Below are 22,901 nucleotides of genomic sequence, written 5' to 3'. Positions count from 1 at the left end.
GATCTGGCGGGTCCGTCCTACCAGACCCCGCCGACAATTCCCCGATCACGCATCCGCGGCCAGCGCCCGTACGTCGGGGTGCATGCCGGGGGTCGCCAGCACGAGGGCGGCCAGCGAGCCGAGGATCGTCACGGGCCGCGTCCTCGACGCCTCCACGGCGGCCAGGTAGCGCCAGGCCACCAGCTCGGCCACGTCGCCGCGCGCGTCCGGGTCCACCCAGGCCGTGGCGATCATCGCCAGCAGGGCCGCCTCGGTCACCCAGTCCTCCGGCCCGTACGCCAGGTCGGTCAGCACGCTCCTGCGTTCGGACTCCGCCCACGCCTGGCCGGCCCGGTGATGGGCGATGCCCAGGCAGGCCCACGCCTGGACCTGCCTGATCCACAGCGGCACGGCCACCGGCTCGCCGTACGGCGACAGCGGCGGGTGGGCGAGCACGCCGAGCAGGTCGCCGAGGGACAGGCCCGACAGGCGTACGGCGTGGTCGTAGGCGGCCGGCAGGTGCGGCCAGCGCAGCGTCGCGACGGCGGCGACGGCCTCAAGCGCCTCCCGGGACGGCGGCGGCACGGCGGGCGCGGCCGTCACGCCCTCGTACCTCCACACGCGCCTGGCCACGCTCCGCACCGGGCCGTGGCCGTACACCTCCGGCACGGTCAGCCGCGCGTCCGGTTCCGGCGCGTCGGCGACGGTCACCGCGAAGCCGGGCACGACCAGGGAGAAGGCGAGCAGCGCGCTGGGCGGCTCGGGGGCGGAGACCGTGAGCTCGCCACCGGCCGGGACGTCCTCCTGCTCCACCACCTGGTAGAGCACGTCGATCACCGATTCCGTCGGGCCCGGGACGCGTCCCAGCCAGAGGCGCAGCGCGCAGTGGTCGCCGAGCACCGCGTCGCCGTGCTCGTTGCCGGGGTCGTCGCGCAGGTGGTCGGCCAGCTCGACCAGGTGCCGGACGTCCCCGTCGCGCTCGAAGCGCATCCCGCAGGCGGTCGGATAGGCGTTCGGGTGCCGGGGCTCACGCCGCAGCGCGCGCTCCACCCACTCCAGGCCCTCCTCCGGGCGGCCGCTGCTGTGCAGCATCTCGCCGATGTCGGTGTACAACGCGAGGTTGGCGGGGTCGTGCTCAAGCGCCCGCACCATGGCGCGCTCGGCCTCGGGCCACCGCTGCAGGTCGCGGCACGCGTATCCCTCGGCCAGGGCGGCCTGGAAGGACGGCGCCAGCGCGTAGGAGCGGGCGGCCAGCTCCGCCGCCTCCTCGGCCTCCCCCACCCGGCGCAGGAGGAGCGAGGCCAGCCAGAGCAGCGACGCGTCGTCCGGGTGGGCGCGCAGCCCGCCCCGCACCAGGGCGACGTACGGCAGCAGCGCCTCGCGGCCGTCCTCCGGCACGGCGCCGGGCAGCCCGGAGGCCAGCAGCGAGACGAGCGAGCACAGCTCGCCGGGCGGGATCCGCCCGGGCAGCTCGGGGTCGAGCACCCAGGGCACGTGCGCCCAGCGTCCTACCGGCTCGTGCCGCTGCACCGAGATCAGCAGGCGCAGCGCGGGCACGTGCTCGCCCCGCGCGGCCAGCGCGTGGGCGCGGGCCAGCGCGGTGCCGAGGAAGACCGGCTCGTCCAGCGGAAACAGGTCGGGACCGCCGCCCGGCCCGGCCAGCAGCCGCGCCAGCATCTCGTGGGCCTCGGGCAGGGCGGGGTCGTGGGCCAGCGCCGCCGCGACGTGCGCGGCGGCCTGCCCGGTCTCCCCGTCGGCCAGGGCAAGCCGCGCCATGCTGACCTCGCCCTCGGCCTGGGCGCGGGGGTCGTCCATGCCCTCGTCCATGCCCCCGTCGATGCCCTCGTGCGTCATGCGTCCTCCGATCCGGCAGTCGTGATCATCACTCTGCCAGAGCGGCGCAGAGCACGGCCGTGGGCATCAGTCCACGACGACCAGGTCCCTGGTCGTGTTGTTCACCCGCTCTCCTGCGGTCTCGCCGCAGACGACGATGTCCTCGATCCGGGCGCCGTGCCGTCCGGGCAGGTAGATCCCCGGCTCGACGGAGAACGCGAACCCCGGCCGCATCTCCTCGGTGTTGCCCGCGACGATGTACGGCTCCTCGTGCGTCTCCAGGCCGATGCCGTGCCCGGTGCGGTGGACGAAGTACTCGCCGTACCCCGCCTCCGCGATCACCTCGCGGGCGGCGGCGTCCACCGACTCGCAGCTCACGCCGGGCCTGACGTGGGCGCAGGCGGCCTCCTGGGCGCGCTTGAGCACCTCGTAGTAGGCCGTGAAGTCGGCCGGGGGCTCGCCGACGCAGTAGGTCCGCGTGGAGTCGGAGCAGTAGCCGCTCGGCATGACGCCGCCGATGTCGACCACGACGGGCTCGCCGGGCCGGATGACGCGGTCGGTCAGCTCGGCGTGCGGGCTGGCGCCGTTCGGGCCCGAGCCCACGATGACGAAGTCGACCCGGGCGTGTCCCGCGTCGATGATCGCCTCCGCGATGTCCTTGCCGACCTCGCGCTCGGTGCGACCGGCCTTCAGCAACTGGGGCACCAGGTTGTGCACGGCGTCGATGGCCGCCCCCGCCTCCGCGAGCGCCGCCTTCTCGGCGGGCGACTTGCGCATGCGCAGCTCGCGCAGGACGCTCCCGGCCAGCACCTGCTCGGCCTCGGGCATGACCGCGCGGAACCGCAGCGACTGCAGCGCCCACATGCGGTCGGCGAGCCCGACCCTGGCGACCGGGCCAAGGCGGCGGGCCACCTCGGCGTACGGGTCGTCGGTCTCGTCCCATGCGACGAACTCGACGCCGAGCCGGGAGGCGGGCGAGTGCTCGGCGGCCGGCAGCTCCAGACGCGGCACCATCAGGAACGGCTCGCCGGACGCCGGCACGACGAGGCAGGTCAGCCGTTCCAGCGGCAGCGCGTCGTATCCGGTCACATAGCGAAGATCGGGGCCTGGAGTCAGCAGCAGGGCGTCCAGGCCGGCGCGGTCGACGGCCTCGCTCACTGCGGCCGGACGGGTCGTGGGATACAGGTCGGAGGACTCCGGGGACATCGTTGTCACGCGACCTAATCTAACCAGCGCGGGCCGTGACGACGTACTCAGGTGCGCATACCACAGCCGCCACGCGGGCGAGCTTCGCGGGGCTCTGGCTTATTCCACGCCATAGAAGAAAACCAACCCCTGGGTAATGCAGGACTGCTACGCTCCGCGTCAGGGCGATCACAGAACGTCCGTACGGCAGTGCAAGAGCGGCATCGAGAGCGAGACAAATGGTCGGCGTAGTGGGCGGCACGAAGCCCGCCCTTCCCCCCGCGGACGACCGCGACCCGGACACGACTTCCGTCGCCGTCCCCCTCATGGTCCAGGACATCGGCATGGTCCAGGACCTCGCCGGACGGTGGGCGGAGCGCCGGGAACGCGCCGCCGAGGAGCGCCGCGTCACCCTGGCGCTGCGGGAGGCGATCCTGCCCGAGCCCGGCGCGTCGATCGACCTGCCCTACGCCCGGATCGCGGTCCGGTACGTCCCGGCGGGCCGGGCGTCGAGCCTCGGCGGGGACTGGTACGACGCCGCGCCGCTGCCCGACGGACGCATGTTCCTCGCGGTGGGCGACGTGTCAGGACACGGCCTGCCCGCGATCGCCGAGATGGCCCAGCTGCGTCACGCGCTGCTGGGTCTGAGCATGACGGGGGCCTGTCCCGGCAGGCTGCTGACGTGGCTGAACACCCTGGTCCTCACCCGGTTGGACGACACCACCGCGACCGCCGTGTGCGGCCACTTCGATCCGGCGACCCGCCTTTTCACGTGGGCACAGGCGGGTCACCCCGCTCCGATCCTGGTGCGTCGCGGGGGCGCGCGCCAGCTCGGGGCGCCGCGAGGAGTCGTGCTCGGGGCGACGTCGAGCCTGCCGTACGGGGTGGCCGACGTCCGCCTCGAGCCCGGCGACCTGCTGCTGATGTTCACCGACGGCCTGGTCGAGCGCCGCTCGCGCGACATCGGCGCCGGGGTGTCCCTCATCCTGGAGGCGGCCGCGGCGACCGGGCTCGGCACAGACCTCGACACAGGCCTCAGCACGGGCCTCGACGCGGGCCTCGACCGCCTGCTTGAGGCGATCGGCGGCCCCAACCCCGAGGACGACACCTGCCTGCTGGCCGTGGCGGTCACCGAAGAGGGTCCCCTGCGCCCCTGACAGGCGTGACAATGGCAGGGTGCTGATGCTTCTCGACACCCCGTCGCTGTACTTCCGCGCCTTCTACGGAATCCCGGATTCGGTGACCTCGCCGGACGGCATGCCGGTCAACGCGGTGCGCGGGCTCCTCGACATGATCGCCACCCTGGTCCGCCGGCACTCCCCCGCCCAGATCGTGGCGTGCATGGACGCCGACTGGCGGCCGGCGTTCCGGGTGGCGGCGATCCCGTCGTACAAGGCGCACCGGGTGGCGAGCGGCGACGAGGAGGAGGTGCCGGACACACTGGCTCCGCAGGTCCCGGTCATCGAGGAGCTGCTGGACGCGCTCGGCATCGCCCGCGTCGGCGTCGCCGGATACGAGGCCGACGACGTGATCGGCACCTATGCGACCGCCACGACCTCCGCCGTGGACATCGTCACCGGCGACCGCGACCTGTTCCAGCTCGTCGACGACGAGAAGCCCTGCCGCGCCCTTTACACAGTAAGGGGAATCCGCAACCTGCAGATCATCGACGAGGCGTTCGTCCGGGAGAAGTACGGCATCCCCGGCCGGGCGTACGCCGACTTCGCGACGCTGCGCGGCGACCCGAGCGACGGCCTGCCCGGTGTCGCCGGCATCGGCGAGAAGACGGCGGCGGCCCTCATCACGCGCTTCGGGTCGCTGACCGCGCTGCTCGCCGCGCTGGACGACGGCGGCGCCGACGGCTTCCCCGCGGGCGCGCGCAACAAGCTCGCCGCCGCCCGCGACTACCTGGAGGTCGCCCCCGCCGTGGTCCGGGTGGCCCACGACGTCCCGGTCCCGGACGCCGACATCACCCTGCCCGCCGCGCCGCGCGACCCCGAGCGGCTGGTCGCGCTGTCGGAGAAGTACGGCCTGGACAGCCCGCTCAACCGCCTGCTCGCCACACTGACCCGGTAAGGCCGTTTACAGCCCGGAATGTCCAGTCTCGGGTAGGTTGATCGCGTGCCGCGCACGACGATCCACCTCCACGACACCGCGGACGGGCTCCGCCCTGCAGTAGAAGCAGGGTTCGCCCGGATCCGCAGCGAGTTCGACCTGCCGGACGGCTTCCCCGCCCCCGTACGGGAGGAGGCCGAGCGGGCCGCGGCGGCCCCCGCCGTACCGCGGGAGGACCGGACCGGCCTGCCGCTGGTCACCATCGACCCGCCCGGCTCGATGGACCTCGACCAGGCGTTGTGCATCGAGCGGCGCGGGACGGGCTACCGCGTGTGGTACGCGATCGCCGACGTCGCGGCGTTCGTCCGGCCCGGCGGTGCGATCGACGCCGAGGCGCGGGTCCGCGCCGAGACCGTCTACATGGCCGACGGACGGGTGCCGCTGCACCCGCCCGTCCTTTCGGAGGGCGCGGCCAGCCTGCTGCCCGGGCAGACCCGCCCGGCGGCCCTGTGGCGGCTCGACCTCGGGTCCGACGGAGAGATCGAGGCGGCGGACCTGCGCCGCGCGCTGGTGCGCAGCCGGGAACGGCTCGACTACGAGACGGTCCAGGCCGCCGTGGACACCGGCCGTGCGGAGGGGACGCTCGCGCTGCTCGCCGAGGTCGGGCCGCTGCGGCTGGAACGGGAGCGGGCCAGGGGCGGGCTGTCGCTGCCGACCCCCGAGCAGCAGGTGGTCCCCGACGGAGACGGCGGCTACCGGGTGGAGTTCCGCACCAACCACCCCAGCGAGGCGTGGAACGCCCAGATCTCGCTGCTCACCGGCATGGCGGCCGCCCGGATGATGCTGGATGCCGGCGTCGGCGTGCTCCGGACCCTGCCCGAGGCGGGCCCGCAGGACGTCGGCAAGGTCCGCAGGGTCGCCGCCGCGCTCGGCGTGCCCTGGCCCGACGGCACGTCGTACGCCGAGGTCGTGCACGGGCTCGACCCGAAGATCCCCGGCCATGCCGCCTTCCTGCACGAGTCGACGGTGCTGCTGCGCGGCGCGGCCTACGTCGCGTTCGACGGCACGCCGCCCGGCCAGGCGCTGCACGCCGCCCTGGGGGCGCCGTACGCGCACGTCACCGCGCCGCTGCGGCGGCTGGTCGACCGGTTCGGCACCGAGGTCTGCCTGGCCGTGGCCGCGGGCCGCCAGGTCGCCGAGGAGGTCGCGGCGGCGCTGCCCGGCCTGCCGGAGCAGATGGCCGCGGGCGGCAGGCGGGCCGGCGCGGTGGAGCGGGCCTGCGTGGACCTGGTCGAGGCGACCGTGCTGCAGCCCAGGATCGGCGAGGTCTTCGAGGCGGTCGTCGTCGACGTCACCGACGGAAAGCCGGGCGGGCAGGTGCAGGTCACCGAGCCCGCCGTCATCGCCCGCTGCGACGGCGACCGCCTGCCGCTCGGCGAGCGCGTCCCCGTACGGCTCACGCGCGCCGACCCCGCCACCCGCGAGGTCCGCTTCACCACCGTGTGACCGGTCCAGCAGCGGCGGGCAAGGCCGCACCGGCCGCGCTCAGCGGCCCGCAGCGGCCAGCAACTGGTGGGCGTACGCCTCCCGCAGGTCCTCGACGATCCGCCGCTGCCATGACCGCCGGACGACAGCCCGGGTGAGCCGCCGGGCGGCCCTGGGCGTCGCGGCGACGGCCGCCGCGATCTCCCGGGCACGGGCCATGAGCCGGTCGCGCGGCAGCACCTCGTTGACCAGCCCCCACCGCAGCGCCGTCTCGGCGTCGATCCGCTCTCCCGTATACGCCAGATAGGCGGCCCGCTTGGCGCCGAGCAGCTCCCGCAGGACGAGGTGCATGCCGTCGCCCGGGACCGATCCCGCGGCGAAGTTGCCGTCACCGATCAGGGTGTCGTCGGCGCACAGGGTGATGTCGCACATCAGGGCCAGCTCCTGGCGCGGTCCCGGCCCGTTCAGCACTCCGATCACGGGGATGTCGACGTCGAAGGCGAGCCGCTCCAGCGGTTTGACGCCGTCGGAGTACTGCTCGTACAGGACGTCCGCCGGCCAGTCGGAGACGGGCTCGGCGAAGGAGCGGGGGTCGAATCCGCCGATCCACTCCTCGCCGGTGCCGGTGATGATCAGCACCTCGTTGTCCCGGTCGGCGCCGACGTCCCTCAACACCTGTCCCCAGGCGTTGAGCAGGCCGCGTGAGAAGACCGCGGGCCCATCGCCGGTGTGCATGCGAACCTCGGCGATCCCCGACTCCCTGCGGATGACGAAATGCTCGCGGTATCCGGTCGCATAGTCGTCGAGCCTCGGATGGGCGACGAAGCCGCCGAGACGGCGGTCACGGTCGTCCAGGATCTCGCTCACGATGGTCCCTTTCCCAGCGCCGGACGCTTCCGGGATCAGTTGACGGAGGAGTAGGCGACGACCCCGCGGCGCATGGCGTCGATGGCTTTGAGTGCGTTCTCGGCGACCTTGCTCCCCTTGGGCGCGGCGTCCCTGAGCTGGCCGAGCAGGTCGAGCAGCTGCTTGACCCAGCGGACGAAGTCGCCCGCCGCGAGATCGCAGTCGGTCAGCACGGCGTCGAGGCTGTGGCCCTTGGCCCAGCGGAAGGCCGCCCAGGCGAAGCCCACGTCGGGCTCGCGGACGAACGACAGGCCGTGGTCCTCCTCGATGCCCTCCAGCTCGCCCCACAGCCGCACCATCTCCCCGAGCGCGTCGCGCGTGGCCCCGGCGGGGATCTTCGGGCTGCGGACGTCGTCGGCCTGCCGCGATTCGTACACCAGCGACGACACGCACGCGGCCAGCTCGGCGGGGTCGAGGCGGTTCCACACGCCCGCCCGCAGGCACTCGGCCGTGAGCAGGTCCAGCTCGGTGTAGAGCGAGGCGAGCCGGCGACCCTGCTCCGTGACGGTCTCGCCGTTCAGGTAGCCGAGCTGGTCGAGCACGCCGCAGACCCGGTCGAAGGTCCGGGCGATGACGTGGGAGCGCCCCTCGACCCGGCGGCGCAGCCCATCGGTCTCCCTGAGCAGCTTGTGGTAGCGCTCGGCCCAGCGCGCGTGGTCCTCGCGCTCGTCGCAGCCGTGGCAGGGGTGCTGGCGCAGCTCCCGCCGCAGGCGCGTGACCTCCTCGTCCTCCTGGGCGTGGTCGCGCGCCCGCGGCGGCTTGCCGAGGTCGCGGTCGCCCAGCTTCGCGTGCACGGTCGAGACGAGGTTGGCCCGCTCCTTCGGCGAGCGCGGGTTGAAGCCCTTCGGGATCCTGATCTTGTCGACCGGCTCGACCGGCACCGGGAAGTCCGACGCCGACAGGCGCTTGACCTGCTTGCCGATCGTCAGCACGAGCGGCGAGGGACCATCGTGCCCCCGGCCGTTGACACCGGGGTCGAGCACGACCGCGATGCCCGCGCGGCGCCCGCCGGGCACCCGGATCACGTCGCCGGGCTTGAGCACCTCCAGCGACTGCACGGCCTGGGCGCGGCGGGCCGCCCCCCGCTGGCGCGACAGCTCGGCCTCGCGGTCCGACAGCCGCCTGCGCATCGCGGCGTACTCCTCGAAGTCGCCGAGGTGGCAGGTCATGGCCTCGGCGTAGCCCTCAAGGGCCTGCTCCGCCTTGCGGAGCTGGCGGGCCAGCCCGACCACGGCCCGGTCGGCCTGGAACTGGGCGAAGGAGTCCTCCAGCAGGGTCCGCGCCCGCTCCCTGCCGACCTGCCCGACGAGGTTGACCGCCATGTTGTACGACGGCTTGAAGCTGGAGCGCAGCGGATAGGTTCGGGTGCCGGCGAGACCGGCGACGGCGAGCGGGTCCATCCCCGGCTGCCAGACCACGACGGCGTGGCCCTCGATGTCGATGCCGCGCCGCCCGGCCCGCCCGGTGAGCTGGGTGTACTCCCCCGGGGTCAGGTCGGCGTGGGTCTCGCCGTTCCACTTGTCGAGCTTCTCGATCACCACGGACCTGGCCGGCATGTTGATGCCGAGCGCCAGCGTCTCGGTCGCGAAGACCGCCTTCACCAGTCCCTTGGTGAACAGCTCCTCCACGACCTCCTTGAACGCGGGGAGCATGCCCGCGTGGTGGGCGGCCAGGCCGCGCTCCAGGCAGTCGCGCCACTCCAGGTAGCCGAGCACCGCGAGGTCCTCGTCGGGCAGGTGCGCGGTGCGCTCGTCCACGATCTGGCGGATCTCGTGGCTTTCGGCCTCCGTGGTGAGGCGCAGCCCCGAGTAGAGGCACTGCATGACGGCGGCGTCGCAGCCGTTCCTGGAGAAGATGAAGGTGATCGCCGGCAGCAGGCCCTCGGCGTCGAGCTTCTCGATCACGTCCGACCGGCTCGGGGTCGTGCCCCGGCCGGGCCGCGAGTAGCCCCGCCTGCCCCTGGCCTGGGCCAGCCGCATCTCGTCGCGGGAGATCCGCATGAGCGACGGGTTGACCCGCAGGGTGCCGTCGCCCTCGTCGACGAACAGGTCGAACATCTTGTTGCCGACCAGCATGTGCTGCCACAGCGGGACCGGCCGGTGCTCGTCCACGATGACCGTGGTGTCGCCGCGCACCTCGCCCAGCCACTCGCCGAACTCCTCGGCGTTGCTGACCGTGGCCGACAGCGCCACCACCCGCACCGACTCCGGCAGGTGGATGATGACCTCTTCCCAGACCGCGCCGCGGAACCGGTCGGCCAGGTAGTGGACCTCGTCCATCACCACGTACGCGAGGCCGGTCAGCGTGTTCGAGCCCGCGTACAGCATGTTGCGCAGGACCTCGGTGGTCATGACCACGATCGGGGCCTCGCCGTTGACGCTGTTGTCGCCGGTCAGCAGGCCGACCTTGCCCGCGCCGTAGCGCCGGGCCAGGTCGTTGTACTTCTGGTTGGACAACGCCTTGATCGGCGTCGTGTAGAAGCACTTGCGGCCCTGTTCCAGCGCCAGGTGGACGGCGAACTCCCCCACCACCGTCTTGCCCGACCCGGTCGGCGCGGCCACCAGCACGCCGTCCCCGGCCTCCAGTGCCTGACAGGCGTCGATCTGGAACTCGTCGAGCTCGAAGTCGTATAGTTCGCGGAACGAGGCGAGAGCGGGTCCGGCGCCGGACTGCCCCTCACGGAAGGCGGCATAGCGTTCCGCTGGCGTACTCATACCGTCAACCCTACCGATAACGGGATTCCGGGCGTCCGTGATCGGTGTTCCTTCTGAGCGAACGTCTTTACGCCGTAGATCCCGGGACCAGGACGCGTAACACTCCCGGCTCGACGGCGCAGGTCAGCGGGGCCGGACCGGCCCGCTCGCCGTCGGCGTACGCGACAACGTCCCCGTCCAGAGCCTCGATCTCGACGCGCCGGGCCCGCCGCAGGGTCACGGCGGGATGCCCGGTGTGGCCGCCCCGGTAGACGCGGGGGAAGATGCGCAGGAACTCGCCCGTGGACAGCGCCCCGACCACGAGCACGTCGAGCAGGCCGTCGTCGGGCCGGGCGTCCGGGCAGACCCGCATCCCGGCGCCGTACGACCGGGTGTTGGCCACCGCCACGAGCATCGCCTCGTGCTCGGCCGCCTCGCCGTCGAGGGTGATCCGGAACGCGATCGGGGTGAACGACCGCAGCTCGCGCACGAGCGCGACCAGGTACTTCGCCATACCGGGCGGCCGGGTCATGGCGTTGGCCCGCTCGTTGACGCGGGAGTCGAACCCGCAGGCGAGGACGCCCGCGAACCATTCATCCGGCTCGTCACCGCCCGTGCCCAGTCTGGCGGCGTCGATCACCCGGCAGCCGCCCGCGGTCACGATGTCCGCGGCGGCGAGCGGATCCCTGCGTGGGATGCCGAGGGCGTCGGCGATGTCGTTGCCGGTCCCGGCGGGCACGATCCCGAGCGGCACGGCCGTCCCGGCGACGGCCTGCACGGCCAGGTGGACCAGGCCGTCGCCGCCGAAGGCGACGAGCGCTGCCGGCCCTGCGGTGACGGCCTCGCGGGCGCGGCCCAGGGCGTCCGCCGCCGAGGTCCCGACGATCACCGAGACCGGGCGGCCACCTGCCCGCAGCCGCTGGAGCACCGGATCGAGCAGGCGCAGCGTCCGGCCTCCGCGGGCGGCGGGGTTCACCAGGACGACGATCTCATCGGCCACAGGGGGAACCTACCGCCGCCCACCAGGTGATACCAGAGGGATGTTCGGTCAGTCCCTCACGTCGGCCGAGTCCACCGTGCCCTCGGGGGCGGACGGCCCGTCGAGCTCCTCCTCGATGGCCCGTGCGTGCGCCGCGTCGGCGGCGTCGCGCTTCTTGTCGTGGAAGTACATGAACGCCATGGCGACGAAGAACAGCGCGACCATCGGGAGCGCCAGGGCCAGCATGGTGACGGGGTCCTGGCTCGGCGTCGCGACGGCCGCGAAGACGAACATCAGGAACACGACCATGCGGGTGTGCTTGGACACGGTCTTGAAGCGGAGCACCCCGAGCACGTTGAGGAACACCAGCAGCAACGGCATCAGGAAGGAGACGCCGAAGATGATCAGCATCGCGAGCGCGAAGCTGAGGTACTCGTTGATGCTCACCAGCGTCAGCGTGCCCTCGGGGGCGAAGCCGAGCAGCAGGGACAGGCCCTTGTCCATCGTGACGTAGGCGAGGGCCGAGCCCGCGGTGAACAGCGGGACCGAGAGCCCGAGGAACGCCATGGTGTAGCGGCGCTCGTTCTGGTACAGCCCGGGAGTCACGAACGCCCAGAGCTGGTAGATCCAGAACACCGCCGAGACCACCACACCGAAGATCACGGCGACCTTGAGGTTGACGAAGAACGAGTCGAAGACCCCGTTCACCACCAGCGTGCACTTGTCGCCGTTGAGCTGGTGGGCCTGCGGCAGCCGGCAGTACGGCTGCTTGAGGAAGTTCCAGATGGGCTCGAAGTAGATGAACCCGACGGCGGTTCCGACGACCACCGCCAGAATGGCCTTGATCAGCCGGTTGCGCAGCTCGCGGATGTGCTCCATGAGAGTCATCCGCCCGTCCTCCGCCGCGGCGGCGGGAGTGGACCGTTTCAGCAGGGCCATCTAGCTCGTCCTGAGATCAGTGGGGATGCGGCACCTAGTTGGAGCGCTGCTCGTTCTGCGAGCTCACGGGCTGCTGGCTCTCACGCAGCTTCCGGTTCTCCTCCTCCAGGAGGCGCAGCCGCTCCTCGACGGACGGGGTGGCCGGCGGGATCTGCGCCGCCGGCGGAGCGACGGGCTCGGCCTGCGCCTTGACCGTCTGCCGCGCCTCGTCCTCCTCGCTCATCTTGCTGGTTTCCTTCTTGAACATGCGCAGCGACTGCCCCAGGGCCTTCGCGGTGTCCGGGAGCTTCTTGGCGCCGAAGAGAAGGATCAGAACCAGGAGGATCAGAATCCATTCCATGGGTCCGAGGTTGGGCATGTCGTGTCCTTACCGCGAGGGCCGTGGGTACTACCCCCCGATCGTACGCGCACCACGCGCCAAAGTTCACCTGTCCTCGGGCCTCAAAATCACATCAATCGTGGGCAAAGACCTCTATTCGGGCACGCCGAGCCGTCCCTTGGCCCGCTTGACTTCGGCGTGCAGGTCCCGCGCCGCGGCGAGCACCCGGACGGCCGGCCACACGAGGACGGCGAGCCCCGCCACGGTCACCGCGGCCAGGGCGAAGATCAAGGTCATGTCACCCGCCCCGGTCACACGGTCTCGTAGTTGGCCAGCGCCTGCTTGGCGGTGGCCGTGACCCGCTCGGCGAGGGACGCCGGCGACAGCACCCGGCCGCTGTCGCCCAGGCGGAGCGCGAGCCGCACCAGCCAGGACTGGTCGCGGGCCCGCAGGGAGACGCGCAGGCGCCCCTCACCGAGCTCGGCGACCTCCTCGCAGGGGTAGTACTCCGCCACCCAGCGGCCCGCCGGGGTCAGCTCCAGCTCCACCAGCTCGTCGCTGTCCGACGGCCGGAACACGCCCTTGGCGACGTCCATGGGCTCGGCCTCGGCCGGCGGATCGGCCGGAACGTCGAGGACCTCGACCTCGATGATCCGGTCGAGGCGGAACATGCGCATCGCCTCGGCGCGGTAGCACCAGCCCTCCAGGTAGTGCCGCCCGTCCACGAGCACGACCCGCAGCGGATCGACCTCCCTGGGGGTGATCTCGTCGCGCCCCGGCACGTAGTAGCGCAGCGACAGCCTGCGGCCCCTGCGAGCGGCGTCGGTGATGACGGCGTGGGCGTCCGGGGCCGCACCGATCTCCACCTGGACCTGGCTGCTCACCGTGGCCGCGCCCTCGCCCGCCGCCTGCTCCAGCTTGGCGATGACCCGGCCGAGCACGTCGCGGCCCTGGAACTCGGGCAGCTCGTCGAGCATGCGCAGCGCGACGAGCAGCGCGCTCGCCTCGTCCAGGCCGAGCTTGAGGGGCCGGGCGATCGCCTCGGCGTTGTCGATGAGGATCTCGCCGCCGTCCCACGAGACGTCGATCAGGTCGCCCGGCGTGTGCCCGGGCAGGCCGCACATCCAGACGAGCTGGAGATCGTCGACGAGCTGCTTCTCCGACAGGCCGAACAACCGCGCCACCTCGGGCACCTGCGCGCCCGGGTGCGACATCAGGTACGGCACGAGCGCGAGCAGCCGCGGCAGCCGGTCCGAGCTCACTGCAACGCCCCCTTCAGACGGCGGATCACGGCCTCGCGCGCGTCCGGCGGGTCCAGCACGACGGCGTCCGGGCCGAGGCTGGCCAGCCACCCGGCGAGCCGCTCCGCGTCGGCGAAGGTCACCTCGGCCTCGTCCCACTCCTCCGGCCCGGTGCGCACGGCCTGGGCGGCGTGCCGCAGGCCGAGGCAGGTGCCCTTGCGCACGCGCACCAGGGCGACCCGCTCGTTCGGCAGCTCCTGGTAGCCCACCATGGCCCGCAGGTCCAGCCCCTCAGGGACGGTGAATGCACCCGGCCGCCCGAGCGTGGACACGGCCCCGGTGATCCGGCTCAGCCGGAACACCCGGGCGGCGTCGCGGTCGCGGTCGTGCCCGACCAGGTACCACCGGCCGCGCCTGCTGACGACCCCCCACGGCTCGACCGTCCGCCGCAGCACCGACTCGCTGCCGGCCGACCGGTAGTCGAAGGCGACCGCGCGCCGGTCCCGCACGGCCTCCCACAGCGCCGGGAACGCGGGGTCGCGGGTGTCCACCCGCAGCTCCAGCGGGCTTTCGGCGAGGTCGGCGTGCACGCCGCCCGCGGTCAGCTTCAGCAGCGCCCCGCTGGCCGCCTCGGCGAGGCTCGCCCGCTGCCACACCTGCGCGGCCAGGCCGATGACGGCGGCCTCGTCGGGCTCCAGCGTGATCTCGGGCAGCTCGTACGCCTCGCGCACGATCCGGTAGCCGGGGTCGTCCTCCCAGGGGTCCTTGTGGACCTCGATGGGGATGCCGATCTCGCGCAGCTCGTTCTTGTCGCGCTCGAACATGCGCTGGAAGGCCTCGTCGTTGTCCGGGTCGTAGCCGGGGACGGCCTGCCGGATCTGCTCCGCGCTCAACGGCCGCCGCGTCGCGAGCAGGCAGATCACCAGATTGAGCAGCCGCTCGGTCTTCCGCCGCGACATCGGGCCTCCCTTCCGATGGAGAACGCTACCCTTTTCGGCGTGATCAGATGGCGCAAGGGCGAAGTGGTGCGGGTCCGGCGCGAGTGGCCGGGGGCGGTGGAACTCGACGTCGCCGTCGCCGAGGGCGAGTGCCGGGCGCTCGCCTATCCCCCGCTGGTGGGACGCCCTGAAGTGGGCGACACCGTGCTGCTCAACACGACCGCCCTCGCCATGGGTCTCGGTACGGGAGGGTACGCCATGGTGGTGGCCGTCCCCGACCGTTTGCCGCAAGATCCTTCAGGCCCGGGCCACCTGGTGAAAGCACGCTACACCCCGTTGCAGGCCACCGTGCTCGGCGCGGACGAGCAGGGGTCCCCGCATCACGAGGCGCTGCGGGAGGCCGACTCGGTCGACGGGATGCCCGTGGTGGTCGCCGACCTGCACTCCGCCCTGCCCGCGATCCTGTGCGGCCTCTACGCGGACTCCCCCGGGATCAGGGTGGCGTACGTGATGCAGGACGGCGGGGCGCTGCCGGCGTGGTTCTCGATGTCGTGCGCGACGCTGCGCGAGCGCGACTGGCTGTGCGGGGTGGTGACGACCGGCCAGTCCTTCGGCGGGGACGTCGAGGTGGTCACGCTCCACACCGGCCTGCTGGCCGCCCGCCACGTGCTCGGGGCCGACGTCGCCGTCGTCGCCCAGGGACCGGGCAACCTCGGCACCGGCACCCGCTGGGGATTTTCCGGCGTGGCCGCGGGCGAGGCCGTGAACGCCGCCGCCGTGCTGGCCGGACGGCCCGTGGCCGCGCTGCGGGTCAGCGAGGGCGACCGACGCGAGCGGCACGTCGGGGTCTCGCACCACTCGCTCACGGCGTACGGCCGGGTCGCGCTGGCCCCGGCCCAGGTGGTCGTGCCGGATCTGCCCGGTGAGTTCGGCGCGACGGTGCGCGAGCAGGCGGCGGCCCTGGCCACGCACCACGAGATCGTCACCGTGCCGGTGGACGGCCTGCACGAGGCGCTGAAGGCGTCACTCGTGCGGCTGTCCACCATGGGCCGCGGCCTGGAGGAGGACCTGGCCTACTTCGTGACCTCCGCCGCCGCCGGGAGGCACGCGGCGTCGCTGCTCTCGTAGAAGTCCTTGAACGTGAACGCCTCCGGGCCCGGCCCCTGCGCCCGGAGCAGGTCCAGGCGCGCCACGGCCTCGTCGAGCGGCGGCAGATGGCCCTCGGGCACCCACCACATCACCGTGTACGGCTCGGCGATCCGATGGAACCACTCCCGGCGGCGGCGCATCACCTCCAGGTGGGCGCTGCGGTAGACGAAGTTCCACAACGTCTCGCGGGACTCCCAGACCGAGAGGTTCACGACCAGCATCGGTCCGTAGTCGTGCTGGATCAGGTCCGTGGGCGCATCGCCCTCCTTCATGCGCCAGACGAAGCCGGGCGCGGCGTCCGACACCTGGTAGATCGGCGCCAGGGCGTCGAGGAAGCCGGTCAGCGCGGGCGAGTCGAGGGGTTCCCTGAGATGGGCGACGTTGAGCTGGGCGAGATGCATGCCGCGATTCTATGTCAATCTACGTTGTTTTTAGAAGACGTCCCGGCAGACGTGAAGGCCACACAGCACTCTCCCGGTCTCGGATCGAGCGTCGCGACGACCCCGGTCTCGCCCAGACCGGCCAGCATCCCCCGGCAGAGCGCGAGGTTCATCGAGCACACGAGCAGCGGGTGGCTTTCGGCCAGCACGTGGAAGGGACAGTTGCGCAACCGCACCCGTCCGTCCTCCTCATACGGCTCGTAGCCGCGCCCGCGCAGCACCTCCACGAGGCCGGCGGACTCGCCGGCGGCCAGACGCTCTCCGGTCCGCCGGGCGGCCTCCTCGGCCTTCTCCTCTCCGCCCAGCAGGTCGACGGTCTCCGCCAGCACGAGCGCGAGCGTGCGGTAGTCGCGGGGCGGCAGGCTCACGGTCCGCTCCTCGCGCGCCCGCCGGTAGACCTTCGCCGGGCGGCCGCCGCCCGGGCCGGCCTTGCCGCTCAGCCGCTTGAAGGCCGACTCCAGCAGGCCCGCCTCGACCAGCTTGTCCAGGTGATGGGCCGCCAGCGTGCGCTGGACGCCGGTCGCCTCGGCCGCCTCGTTGCGGCCCACATCCCGCCCCTGCTCGGCCACGTACCCGTACAGCGCCCGCCGTACGGGATCGCCGAGCACGCTCATCGACTCCAGGTCGTCGCTCGTCACAGCCGGAGTCTAGGTCGTGCCGCCGCCGGGACCGTTGACACCGCCGTGCGGCACTGCTTTTCTTAGGAAACCTTCCTAACTAATTCCCCTCACGAGGGCTCACCCCCGCCCGCGCCCCCTTCCCGCCACGACGCACGGCCGCGGGCGGAGAACGGAGCGACGCACGTGAAAGACCCGCTGACCAGGCGCACTCCCCCGCGCACTCCCCGGCGCACTCCCCGGCGCGCGGCTCTGCTGCTCGTGGCCGCCGCGGCCGTACTCCCCGCGAACGCGGCGGTAGCCGGCACCGGCGGCCCGGCCGCCGCCGGGGAGACCGTGAAGGTGGTGGTCAAGGCGGTGCCCGCCGACCTCACGGACCCGGAGAAGAAGGAGATCGCGATGGAGCTGGTCTCCAGCGCGGAGAACTCCTCACTCGACTGGAAGGCCCAGTACAAGTACATCGAGGACATCGACGACGGGCGCGGCTACACCGCCGGGATCGTCGGCTTCTGCTCGGGCACCGGCGACATGCTCGACCTGGTCGAGCTCTACACCGCGCGCAGGCCCGGCAACGTGCTGGCGAAGTACCTGCCCGCGCTGCGGAAGGCGAACGGCACCGACTCGCACCGGGGGCTGGACCCGAACTTCCCCAAGGACTGGCGCACCGCCGCCGCGGACCCCGTGTTCCGGCAGGCGCAGAACGATGAGCGCGACCGGGTCTACTTCGATCCCGCCGTGGCCCAGGCCAAGGCCGACGGCCTGCGCGCGCTCGGGCAGTTCGTCTACTACGACGCCATGGTGATGCACGGCCCCGGCAGCGACCCGGTCAGCTTCGGCGGCATCCGGAAGACTGCCATGAAGAAGGCGAGGACCCCGGCGCAGGGCGGCGACGAGGTCGCCTACCTCAACGCGTTCCTCGACGCCCGCAAGGCCGCGATGAAGACCGAGGAGGCGCACAGCGACACCAGCCGGGTCGACACCGCCCAGCGGGTGTTCCTCAAGAACGGCGACCTCGACCTCGATCCGCCGCTGCGCTGGAAGGTCTACGGCGACAGCTACCAGATCCTCGGCTGACGCCCATACGCGAAGGGCCCCTCTCACCGGACCGGTGAGAGGGGCCCCTGTCGTAGCGTGGCTGTCAGGCCGCGCCGAGGACGTCCACGACGAAGACGAGCGTGTCGGTGCCCTTGATGCCGCCCTGCGCGTTGCCCTCCTTGCCGTAGCCGAGGTCCGGCGGGATCGTGATCAGGACGCGGCTGCCGACCGGGACGCCGGTCAGGCCCTGCGCCCAGCCCTTGACGACCTGGTCGAGGGCGAACGTCGCGGGCTGACCCCGCTCCCAGCTGGAGTCGAACTGCTTGTCGGTGCCCCAGATCTTGCCGACGTAGTGGGCGAGGACCGTCTGATCGGCCTTCACCTCCGGGCCGCCACCCTTGATCACGGTCTTGACGACCAGCTTCTTGGGCGCCTTCTCGCTGGTCTTGGTGGTCAGCGTCGGGGCCTTGTCGCCCGCGGCGTTCTCGACCTTCACACCGGCGACGCCGGGGTCGACGGCGGTGCCCTGGACGGACTTCAGCGCGGCCCCCACCACGTCGATGACCAGCACCTGGGACGTGGTGTTGAAGTCCTGACCCTGCTGCTTGGCCTGGTCGACCTGCTCCGCGCTCAGGCTGTCCTTCGCGACGACGGCCATGACCCGGCCGCCCGGCTTGGCGCCGACCAGCGCCTCGTGCAGCGCCTTGGGCAGCTGCGGGCTGACCGAGACGAACTCCGACTTGCCCTGGTCGTAGTCGGACCCGGCCGCCTTGTTCTCCTTGCCGTCCCAGTTGTAGACGGTGACGTTGGCGGTGAGGACGTCGCCGTCCTTGGCCGGGGTGCCCTGACCCTCGATGACCTTGACGGAGGCCGACGTGAGCGACGGCTTGCCCGCCGGGAAGGTCAGGGTGGGCTTCTTGCCGGCCTCTCCCGTCACCTTGATGGCCGAGGCGGCGGCCTGGCCACTGGAGGTGGGGCTCGCGCTGGACGCGCTCTTCTGCGCGGTTCCGCAGGCGGCGGCGAGCAACAGGGGCAGGGCGGCGACGAGTGCCGTACGACGGCGCATATGGGAATCCTCAAACAGACAGCGGGTCCGGGCTAGGCTACCCGAACCCGCCGTCAGAGCGGTGTAAGAGATCACATGCCCGCGATGAGCTTCTCGACTCTCTCGTCCACGCTGCGGAACGGGTCCTTGCACAGCACCGTCCGCTGGGCCTGGTCGTTGAGCTTCAGGTGGACCCAGTCAACCGTGAAGTCGCGCCGCTTCTCCTGGGCCTTGCGGATGAACTCCCCGCGCAGCTTGGCCCGTGTGGTCTGCGGCGGAACCGACTTCGCCTCGAAGATGCGGACGTCGTCGGCCACCCTCTCGACGGCCCCCCGCTTCTGCAGGAGGTAGAACAGCCCGCGCTTGCGGTGCACGTCGTGGTAGGCCAGGTCGAGCTGCGCGACGCGCGGCGACGACAGCGGCAGGTCGTACTTCTGCCTGTAACGTTCAATCATCTGGTACTTGGTGACCCAGTCGATCTCCCGGGAGACCAGGTCGAGGTCGCCCGTGTCGACCGCCCGGAGCGTGCGCTCCCACAGCTCCAGCACCCGCTTGGCGATGGCGTCCCCGCCACGCCTGTCGACGAAGTCCTGCGCCTTTGTCAGGTACTCCTGCTGGATCTCCAGCGACGAGGCCTCGCGGCCGTTGGCCAGGCGCACCCTCCGCCGGCCCGTCATGTCGTGGGACACCTCCCGGATCGCCCTGATCGGGTTCTCCAGGGACAGGTCGCGCATCACCACCCCGGCCTCGATCATGCGCAGCACCAGGTCGGTGGCGCCGACCTTGAGCAGCATCGTGGTCTCGCTCATGTTCGAGTCGCCCACGATGACGTGCAGCCGGCGGAACCGCTCGGCGTCCGCGTGCGGCTCGTCGCGGGTGTTGATGATCGGCCGGGAACGGGTGGTCGCCGAGGAGACGCCCTCCCAGATGTGCTCGGCCCGCTGGGAGACGCAGTAGACGGCTCCGCGCGGGGTCTGCAGCACCTTGCCCGCGCCGCAGATGATCTGCCGCGTCACCAGGTAAGGGATCAGGACGTCGGCCAGCCGCCCGAACTCCCCGTGCCGGCCCACGAGGTAGTTCTCGTGGCAGCCGTAGGAGTTGCCGGCCGAGTCGGTGTTGTTCTTGAACAGGTAGATGTCTCCCGCGATGCCCTCCTCGCGGAGCCGCTTCTCGGCGTCCACGAGGAGTCCCTCCAGGATTCGCTCCCCCGCCTTGTCGTGGGTGACCAGCTCCACGACGTTGTCGCATTCAGGGGTGGCGTACTCGGGATGGCTGCCCACGTCCAGGTAGAGACGTGCGCCGTTGCGCAGGAATACGTTGCTCGATCGGCCCCAGGACACCACTCGCCGGAACAGGTACCGCGCCACCTCGTCCGGTGACAGCCTCCGCTGCCCGCGGAACGTGCAGGTGACGCCGTACTCGTTCTCCAGCCCGAATATGCGTCGATCCATCACCTCACACTATTCCCATAAACCGGCGGCCGAACAGTGATCAGGCGGTGGAATGCGAGAAGAAGGGCTCAGGCGGCGTAGATCTCCGTCACCTTGACGATCTGCCCGCCCTTGACGGTGATGAGCGCCCGCAGGTCGCCCGCGTCCGCCCGCAGGACCAGCTTGTCCCGGGAGCAGCGCTGGGAGCCGAGGTAGTCGCCGTCGATGGTCTGGTCCTTGCCGTCGCAGCCGACCGCGCTGAGGAACACGACATCGCCGGCGATCGGCGCGGCGAAGGCCGTCACGTCCCCCTCCGGCGGCCCCTCGAAGTGGCCGCTGGTGCTGCCGCCGTATTCCTTGACGAACTTGATGGGCCGGTACTCCGCCACGTTCTCGTCGTGCATGGCCACCAGCTGACCGCGTACGACACCGTCGCTGCTGGGGCTGAGCCCCTTCGTGAAGTCGTGCCCGGGGTCGGACTGGAGGGTCCCGCCGAAGGGGGCCGGCGTCTTGTCCGTGATAGGCGGCCCGGCCTTGCCCGGCTTCGCCGTCGGGGCGGTCGTGCCCGAGTCGGTGGGCGTGTCCGCCGCCGGAGCGTCGGAGGCGGCCGGGTCGGCGGACGGCTCCGCGGGCGACGCCGGGGCCGTCACCGTCACGGTGGCGGTCACGGTGGGCGAGGCCGCCGTGCCGGAGGCTCCGGAGCACGCGGTCAGCGACAGGAGGGTGACGGCGACGGCCGGAACGCCCGCTCGCCGAAAGAGATCAAAAGTCGTCATAACGGCATGAGACTAGCGAAATCGGAGGTCGACCGAGCCGAAACTCCCGAGCCGCCCCCATGACACGGCGGCGCCGCGCCCCCTGGTGAGGACGCGGCGCCCGGCCGTACGGCGGAAGGACGGGGCTACTCGCCGGAGCCCGTGTCGATGTCGCCCTCGGGGGCGATCGGCGGGGCGGTGTCGGGAGCCTGCTCGGCCGATGCCTGCTCCTCCTGGGCCTGCTCGGCGGCGGGCTGCCGCGCGCCCTCCTGGCTCTCCTTGGCGGCCTCAAGGAGCTTCTCCAGGCGGGGCCCGGTCAGGCGCAGGAACTTGCGGTGCTCCCTGCCCCGGTCGAGGACGGCGACCTCGATCTGGGTGACCGGGGGACGCTCGCCGCCCGGCTCGGTCAGGGCGGTCAGCGCGGCGTCGAGGGCCTGCGGCAGCGGCAGTCCCTCGACGTAGCGCTCCTTCAGGCGTCCTCCGACGGCTTCGGCCTGGCCGCCGATCACGGCCATGCCCTGCTCGTCGAAGACGGAGCCGTCGAAGGTGATCCGGTAGATCTGGTCGTCCTCGGCCGCCTCGCCGACCTCCGCGACGACGATCTCCACCTCGAACGACTTGATCGACTCGGTGAAGATCATGCCTAGCTGCTGGGCGTACAGGTTCGCCAGGCCGCGGCCGGTGACGTCGCTGCGGTTGAACGTGTAGCCGTTGATGTCCGCGTAGCGGATGCCGGCCAGGCGGAGCGACTCGAACTCGTTGTAGCGCCCCACCGCGGCGAAGCCGATGCGGTCGTAGATCTCACTGATCTTGTGCAGTGCCTTGGACGGGTTGGGCGCCACGAACAGGATGCCGTCGGCGTACTGCATCACGACCACGCTGCGACCGCGAGCGATGCCCTTGCGGGCATACTCCGCCCTGTCCCGCATGATCTGCTCGGGCGAGGCATATCCTCCGAAGGGGATGGACACCGGGGGTGATCCTCTCTTGGGTTAGCGCAGCGGCGCGGTCGGGCCTTCGGGGGCGGTCATCCGCCTCTCCAGCATGGACTCCACGAACTCCGCGACCTCGTCGTCCGGGAGGCGGCGGAAGCCGTCCGTGGTGATGACGGACACGACCGGCCAGATCTTCCGCATCACGTCGGGACCGCCTGTCGCCGAGTCGTCGTCGGCGGCGTCGTACAGGGCGTGCAGGCAGGCCAGGACCGTGTCCTGCGGGCTGGCGTTCTCCCGGTAGAGCTTCTTGAGCGACCCCCTGGCGAAGATCGAACCCGAGCCTATCGAGTGGAACTCCCTCTGCTCGTACGGCCCGCCGCCCACGTCGTAGCTGAAGATCCGCCCGACGTCGCCGGCCGGGTCGTAGGCCGCGAAGAGCGGCACGACCACGAGGCCCTGCATCGCCATGGGCAGGTTTCCGCGGATCATGGTGGCCAGGCGGTGCGCCTTGCCCTCGGTCGACAGCGAGCGGCCTTCGGTCTTCTCGTAGTGCTCCAGCTCGACCCGGTAGAGCCGGGCCAGCTCAAGGCCGGTGCTCGCGGTGCCGGCGATGCCCATGCAGGAGTAGTCGTCGGTGCGGAACACCTTCTCGATGTCCCGCTGCGAGATGATGTTCCCGGAGGTCGCACGCCTGTCGCCCGCCATCACCACGCCGCCGGCGCAGGTCGCCGCGACGATGGTGGTCGCGTGCGGGATCTCGTCGACCACCGGCGCCGCCAGCGACTCGTTGCGGGCGGGCAGCAGGTTCGGCGCGTACGCGCCGAGGAACTCCGAGAACGACGACGATCCCGTGTATGTGAAGAGGCTGTTCATCCAGGCTGGCTGAGATGCCACGCGACTCCCTCCAAGCGTGCGTTGTTACGCCCGACCATACTCAGGTCTC

General features: G+C 71.8%; 22 protein-coding genes. 5 read left to right on the top strand and 17 right to left on the bottom strand.

The features are described 5' to 3' along the window. Positions 1-45: 45 nt before the first annotated feature. Positions 46-1,833 (bottom strand): tetratricopeptide repeat protein, encoded by a 1,788-nt coding sequence (locus tag ACIBK1_RS13700; protein ID WP_063754585.1) that lies wholly within the window; start codon positions 1,831-1,833, stop codon positions 46-48. A gap of 66 nt (positions 1,834-1,899) precedes the next feature. Beyond that, positions 1,900-3,018, bottom strand: a complete 1,119-nt coding sequence (locus tag ACIBK1_RS13695) for a M24 family metallopeptidase (protein ID WP_030507122.1) — start codon at positions 3,016-3,018, stop codon at positions 1,900-1,902. Positions 3,019-3,248: 230 nt separating this feature from the next. Here ACIBK1_RS13695 and ACIBK1_RS13690 point away from each other — a divergent pair, with 230 nt between their 5' ends. From ACIBK1_RS13690 to ACIBK1_RS13680, 3 genes are read left to right on the top strand one after another with little or no spacing between them, the layout of a single operon-like run. Further along, positions 3,249-4,154, top strand: coding sequence for a PP2C family protein-serine/threonine phosphatase (locus ACIBK1_RS13690; RefSeq protein ID WP_231513819.1), 906 nt, complete (start codon positions 3,249-3,251; stop codon positions 4,152-4,154). Positions 4,155-4,179: 25 nt separating this feature from the next. After that, a complete protein-coding gene (locus ACIBK1_RS13685) occupies positions 4,180-5,073 on the top strand; it encodes a 5'-3' exonuclease (protein ID WP_030507124.1) in 894 nt (297 codons plus the stop codon). Positions 5,074-5,118: 45 nt separating this feature from the next. Continuing rightward, a complete protein-coding gene (locus ACIBK1_RS13680) occupies positions 5,119-6,558 on the top strand; it encodes an RNB domain-containing ribonuclease (RefSeq protein WP_396734771.1) in 1,440 nt (479 codons plus the stop codon). Positions 6,559-6,597: 39 nt separating this feature from the next. On the opposite strand, the gene ACIBK1_RS13675 is transcribed toward ACIBK1_RS13680, so the two are convergent. The 8 genes from ACIBK1_RS13675 to ACIBK1_RS13640 form a co-directional block, all read right to left on the bottom strand. After that, positions 6,598-7,404 carry an enoyl-CoA hydratase/isomerase family protein gene (locus ACIBK1_RS13675; protein WP_357327721.1) on the bottom strand — a complete coding sequence of 269 codons (807 nt, stop codon included), beginning with the start codon at positions 7,402-7,404 and terminating at the stop codon, positions 6,598-6,600. 35 nt (positions 7,405-7,439) lie between these two features. After that, a complete protein-coding gene (locus ACIBK1_RS13670) occupies positions 7,440-10,157 on the bottom strand; it encodes a DEAD/DEAH box helicase (RefSeq protein WP_076437424.1) in 2,718 nt (905 codons plus the stop codon). 67 nt (positions 10,158-10,224) lie between these two features. Continuing rightward, positions 10,225-11,136 (bottom strand): diacylglycerol/lipid kinase family protein, encoded by a 912-nt coding sequence (locus ACIBK1_RS13665; RefSeq protein ID WP_396734767.1) that lies wholly within the window; start codon positions 11,134-11,136, stop codon positions 10,225-10,227. Positions 11,137-11,184: 48 nt separating this feature from the next. Next, positions 11,185-12,054: a twin-arginine translocase subunit TatC gene (gene tatC / locus ACIBK1_RS13660; RefSeq protein WP_051761518.1), complete on the bottom strand. Its 870-nt coding sequence runs from the start codon at positions 12,052-12,054 to the stop codon at positions 11,185-11,187. A gap of 34 nt (positions 12,055-12,088) precedes the next feature. Then, positions 12,089-12,412, bottom strand: a complete 324-nt coding sequence (gene tatA, locus ACIBK1_RS13655) for a Sec-independent protein translocase subunit TatA (RefSeq protein WP_051761519.1) — start codon at positions 12,410-12,412, stop codon at positions 12,089-12,091. A gap of 114 nt (positions 12,413-12,526) precedes the next feature. Next, positions 12,527-12,670, bottom strand: a complete 144-nt coding sequence (locus ACIBK1_RS13650; protein ID WP_156080850.1) for a hypothetical protein — start codon at positions 12,668-12,670, stop codon at positions 12,527-12,529. Between the two features lie 14 nt (positions 12,671-12,684). Then, on the bottom strand, positions 12,685-13,635 hold the full coding sequence (locus tag ACIBK1_RS13645; RefSeq protein ID WP_030507130.1) for a helix-turn-helix transcriptional regulator: 951 nt from the start codon (positions 13,633-13,635) through the stop codon (positions 12,685-12,687). Continuing rightward, positions 13,632-14,573, bottom strand: coding sequence for a helix-turn-helix transcriptional regulator (locus ACIBK1_RS13640; RefSeq protein WP_030507131.1), 942 nt, complete (start codon positions 14,571-14,573; stop codon positions 13,632-13,634). The genes ACIBK1_RS13645 and ACIBK1_RS13640 overlap by 4 nt, the downstream gene beginning before the upstream one ends. A 39-nt stretch (positions 14,574-14,612) precedes the next feature. On the opposite strand from ACIBK1_RS13640, the gene ACIBK1_RS13635 reads away from it, so the two are divergent. Continuing rightward, positions 14,613-15,680, top strand: a complete 1,068-nt coding sequence (locus ACIBK1_RS13635; protein ID WP_396734762.1) for a DUF3866 family protein — start codon at positions 14,613-14,615, stop codon at positions 15,678-15,680. Here ACIBK1_RS13635 and ACIBK1_RS13630 read toward each other — a convergent pair. Together ACIBK1_RS13630 and ACIBK1_RS13625 are read right to left on the bottom strand one after the other, a co-directional pair. Continuing rightward, positions 15,626-16,102 (bottom strand): DUF3291 domain-containing protein, encoded by a 477-nt coding sequence (locus ACIBK1_RS13630; protein ID WP_030507133.1) that lies wholly within the window; start codon positions 16,100-16,102, stop codon positions 15,626-15,628. The genes ACIBK1_RS13635 and ACIBK1_RS13630 overlap by 55 nt on opposite strands. A 14-nt stretch (positions 16,103-16,116) precedes the next feature. Next, complete coding sequence (locus ACIBK1_RS13625; RefSeq protein ID WP_197042534.1) at positions 16,117-16,779, bottom strand: helix-turn-helix transcriptional regulator; 663 nt, start codon at positions 16,777-16,779, stop codon at positions 16,117-16,119. Between the two features lie 165 nt (positions 16,780-16,944). Between ACIBK1_RS13625 and ACIBK1_RS13620 the strand changes: the two genes are divergently transcribed. Beyond that, positions 16,945-17,832, top strand: a complete 888-nt coding sequence (locus ACIBK1_RS13620) for a chitosanase (protein WP_396734757.1) — start codon at positions 16,945-16,947, stop codon at positions 17,830-17,832. Positions 17,833-17,896: 64 nt separating this feature from the next. Here ACIBK1_RS13620 and ACIBK1_RS13615 read toward each other — a convergent pair whose 3' ends face one another. The 5 genes from ACIBK1_RS13615 to prcB all read right to left on the bottom strand — a co-directional run bounded on the left by ACIBK1_RS13615 (position 17,897) and on the right by prcB (position 22,831). Next, positions 17,897-18,859, bottom strand: coding sequence for an FKBP-type peptidyl-prolyl cis-trans isomerase (locus ACIBK1_RS13615; RefSeq protein WP_051761520.1), 963 nt, complete (start codon positions 18,857-18,859; stop codon positions 17,897-17,899). Positions 18,860-18,930: 71 nt separating this feature from the next. Beyond that, positions 18,931-20,289: a Pup--protein ligase gene (gene pafA / locus ACIBK1_RS13610; protein WP_030507137.1), complete on the bottom strand. Its 1,359-nt coding sequence runs from the start codon at positions 20,287-20,289 to the stop codon at positions 18,931-18,933. 68 nt (positions 20,290-20,357) lie between these two features. Beyond that, the gene (locus ACIBK1_RS13605) at positions 20,358-21,044 is read right to left on the bottom strand and encodes a hypothetical protein (RefSeq protein WP_051761521.1); all 687 of its coding nucleotides are present in this window, start codon (positions 21,042-21,044) and stop codon (positions 20,358-20,360) included. Positions 21,045-21,169: 125 nt separating this feature from the next. After that, positions 21,170-21,994: a proteasome subunit alpha gene (prcA, locus tag ACIBK1_RS13600; RefSeq protein ID WP_363532767.1), complete on the bottom strand. Its 825-nt coding sequence runs from the start codon at positions 21,992-21,994 to the stop codon at positions 21,170-21,172. A gap of 21 nt (positions 21,995-22,015) precedes the next feature. After that, positions 22,016-22,831 carry a proteasome subunit beta gene (gene prcB / locus ACIBK1_RS13595; protein ID WP_030507140.1) on the bottom strand — a complete coding sequence of 272 codons (816 nt, stop codon included), beginning with the start codon at positions 22,829-22,831 and terminating at the stop codon, positions 22,016-22,018. Positions 22,832-22,901: the final 70 nt, after the last annotated feature.

The sequence above is a fragment of the Microbispora rosea genome, assembly GCF_044460045.1.
GTDB lineage: Bacteria > Actinomycetota > Actinomycetes > Streptosporangiales > Streptosporangiaceae > Microbispora > Microbispora rosea.
The sequence above is the reverse complement of the archived record's forward strand: the minus strand, read 5'-3'. Positions and strand labels throughout refer to the sequence as shown.

Excerpts from the sequence above, each read along its gene's own strand:
- ACIBK1_RS13700 (WP_063754585.1), bottom strand. The coding sequence starts at position 1,833 with ATGACGCACGAGGGCATCGACGGGGGCATGGACGAGGGCATGGACGAC.
- ACIBK1_RS13695 (WP_030507122.1), bottom strand. The coding sequence starts at position 3,018 with ATGTCCCCGGAGTCCTCCGACCTGTATCCCACGACCCGTCCGGCCGCA.
- ACIBK1_RS13685 (WP_030507124.1), top strand. The coding sequence starts at position 4,180 with ATGCTTCTCGACACCCCGTCGCTGTACTTCCGCGCCTTCTACGGAATC.
- ACIBK1_RS13670 (WP_076437424.1), bottom strand. The coding sequence starts at position 10,157 with ATGAGTACGCCAGCGGAACGCTATGCCGCCTTCCGTGAGGGGCAGTCC.
- tatC (WP_051761518.1), bottom strand. The coding sequence starts at position 12,054 with ATGGCCCTGCTGAAACGGTCCACTCCCGCCGCCGCGGCGGAGGACGGG.
- tatA (WP_051761519.1), bottom strand. The coding sequence starts at position 12,412 with ATGCCCAACCTCGGACCCATGGAATGGATTCTGATCCTCCTGGTTCTG.
- ACIBK1_RS13650 (WP_156080850.1), bottom strand. The coding sequence starts at position 12,670 with ATGACCTTGATCTTCGCCCTGGCCGCGGTGACCGTGGCGGGGCTCGCC.
- ACIBK1_RS13640 (WP_030507131.1), bottom strand. The coding sequence starts at position 14,573 with ATGTCGCGGCGGAAGACCGAGCGGCTGCTCAATCTGGTGATCTGCCTG.
- ACIBK1_RS13630 (WP_030507133.1), bottom strand. The coding sequence starts at position 16,102 with ATGCATCTCGCCCAGCTCAACGTCGCCCATCTCAGGGAACCCCTCGAC.
- ACIBK1_RS13615 (WP_051761520.1), bottom strand. The coding sequence starts at position 18,859 with ATGCGCCGTCGTACGGCACTCGTCGCCGCCCTGCCCCTGTTGCTCGCC.
- pafA (WP_030507137.1), bottom strand. The coding sequence starts at position 20,289 with ATGGATCGACGCATATTCGGGCTGGAGAACGAGTACGGCGTCACCTGC.
- ACIBK1_RS13605 (WP_051761521.1), bottom strand. The coding sequence starts at position 21,044 with ATGACGACTTTTGATCTCTTTCGGCGAGCGGGCGTTCCGGCCGTCGCC.
- prcB (WP_030507140.1), bottom strand. The coding sequence starts at position 22,831 with ATGAACAGCCTCTTCACATACACGGGATCGTCGTCGTTCTCGGAGTTC.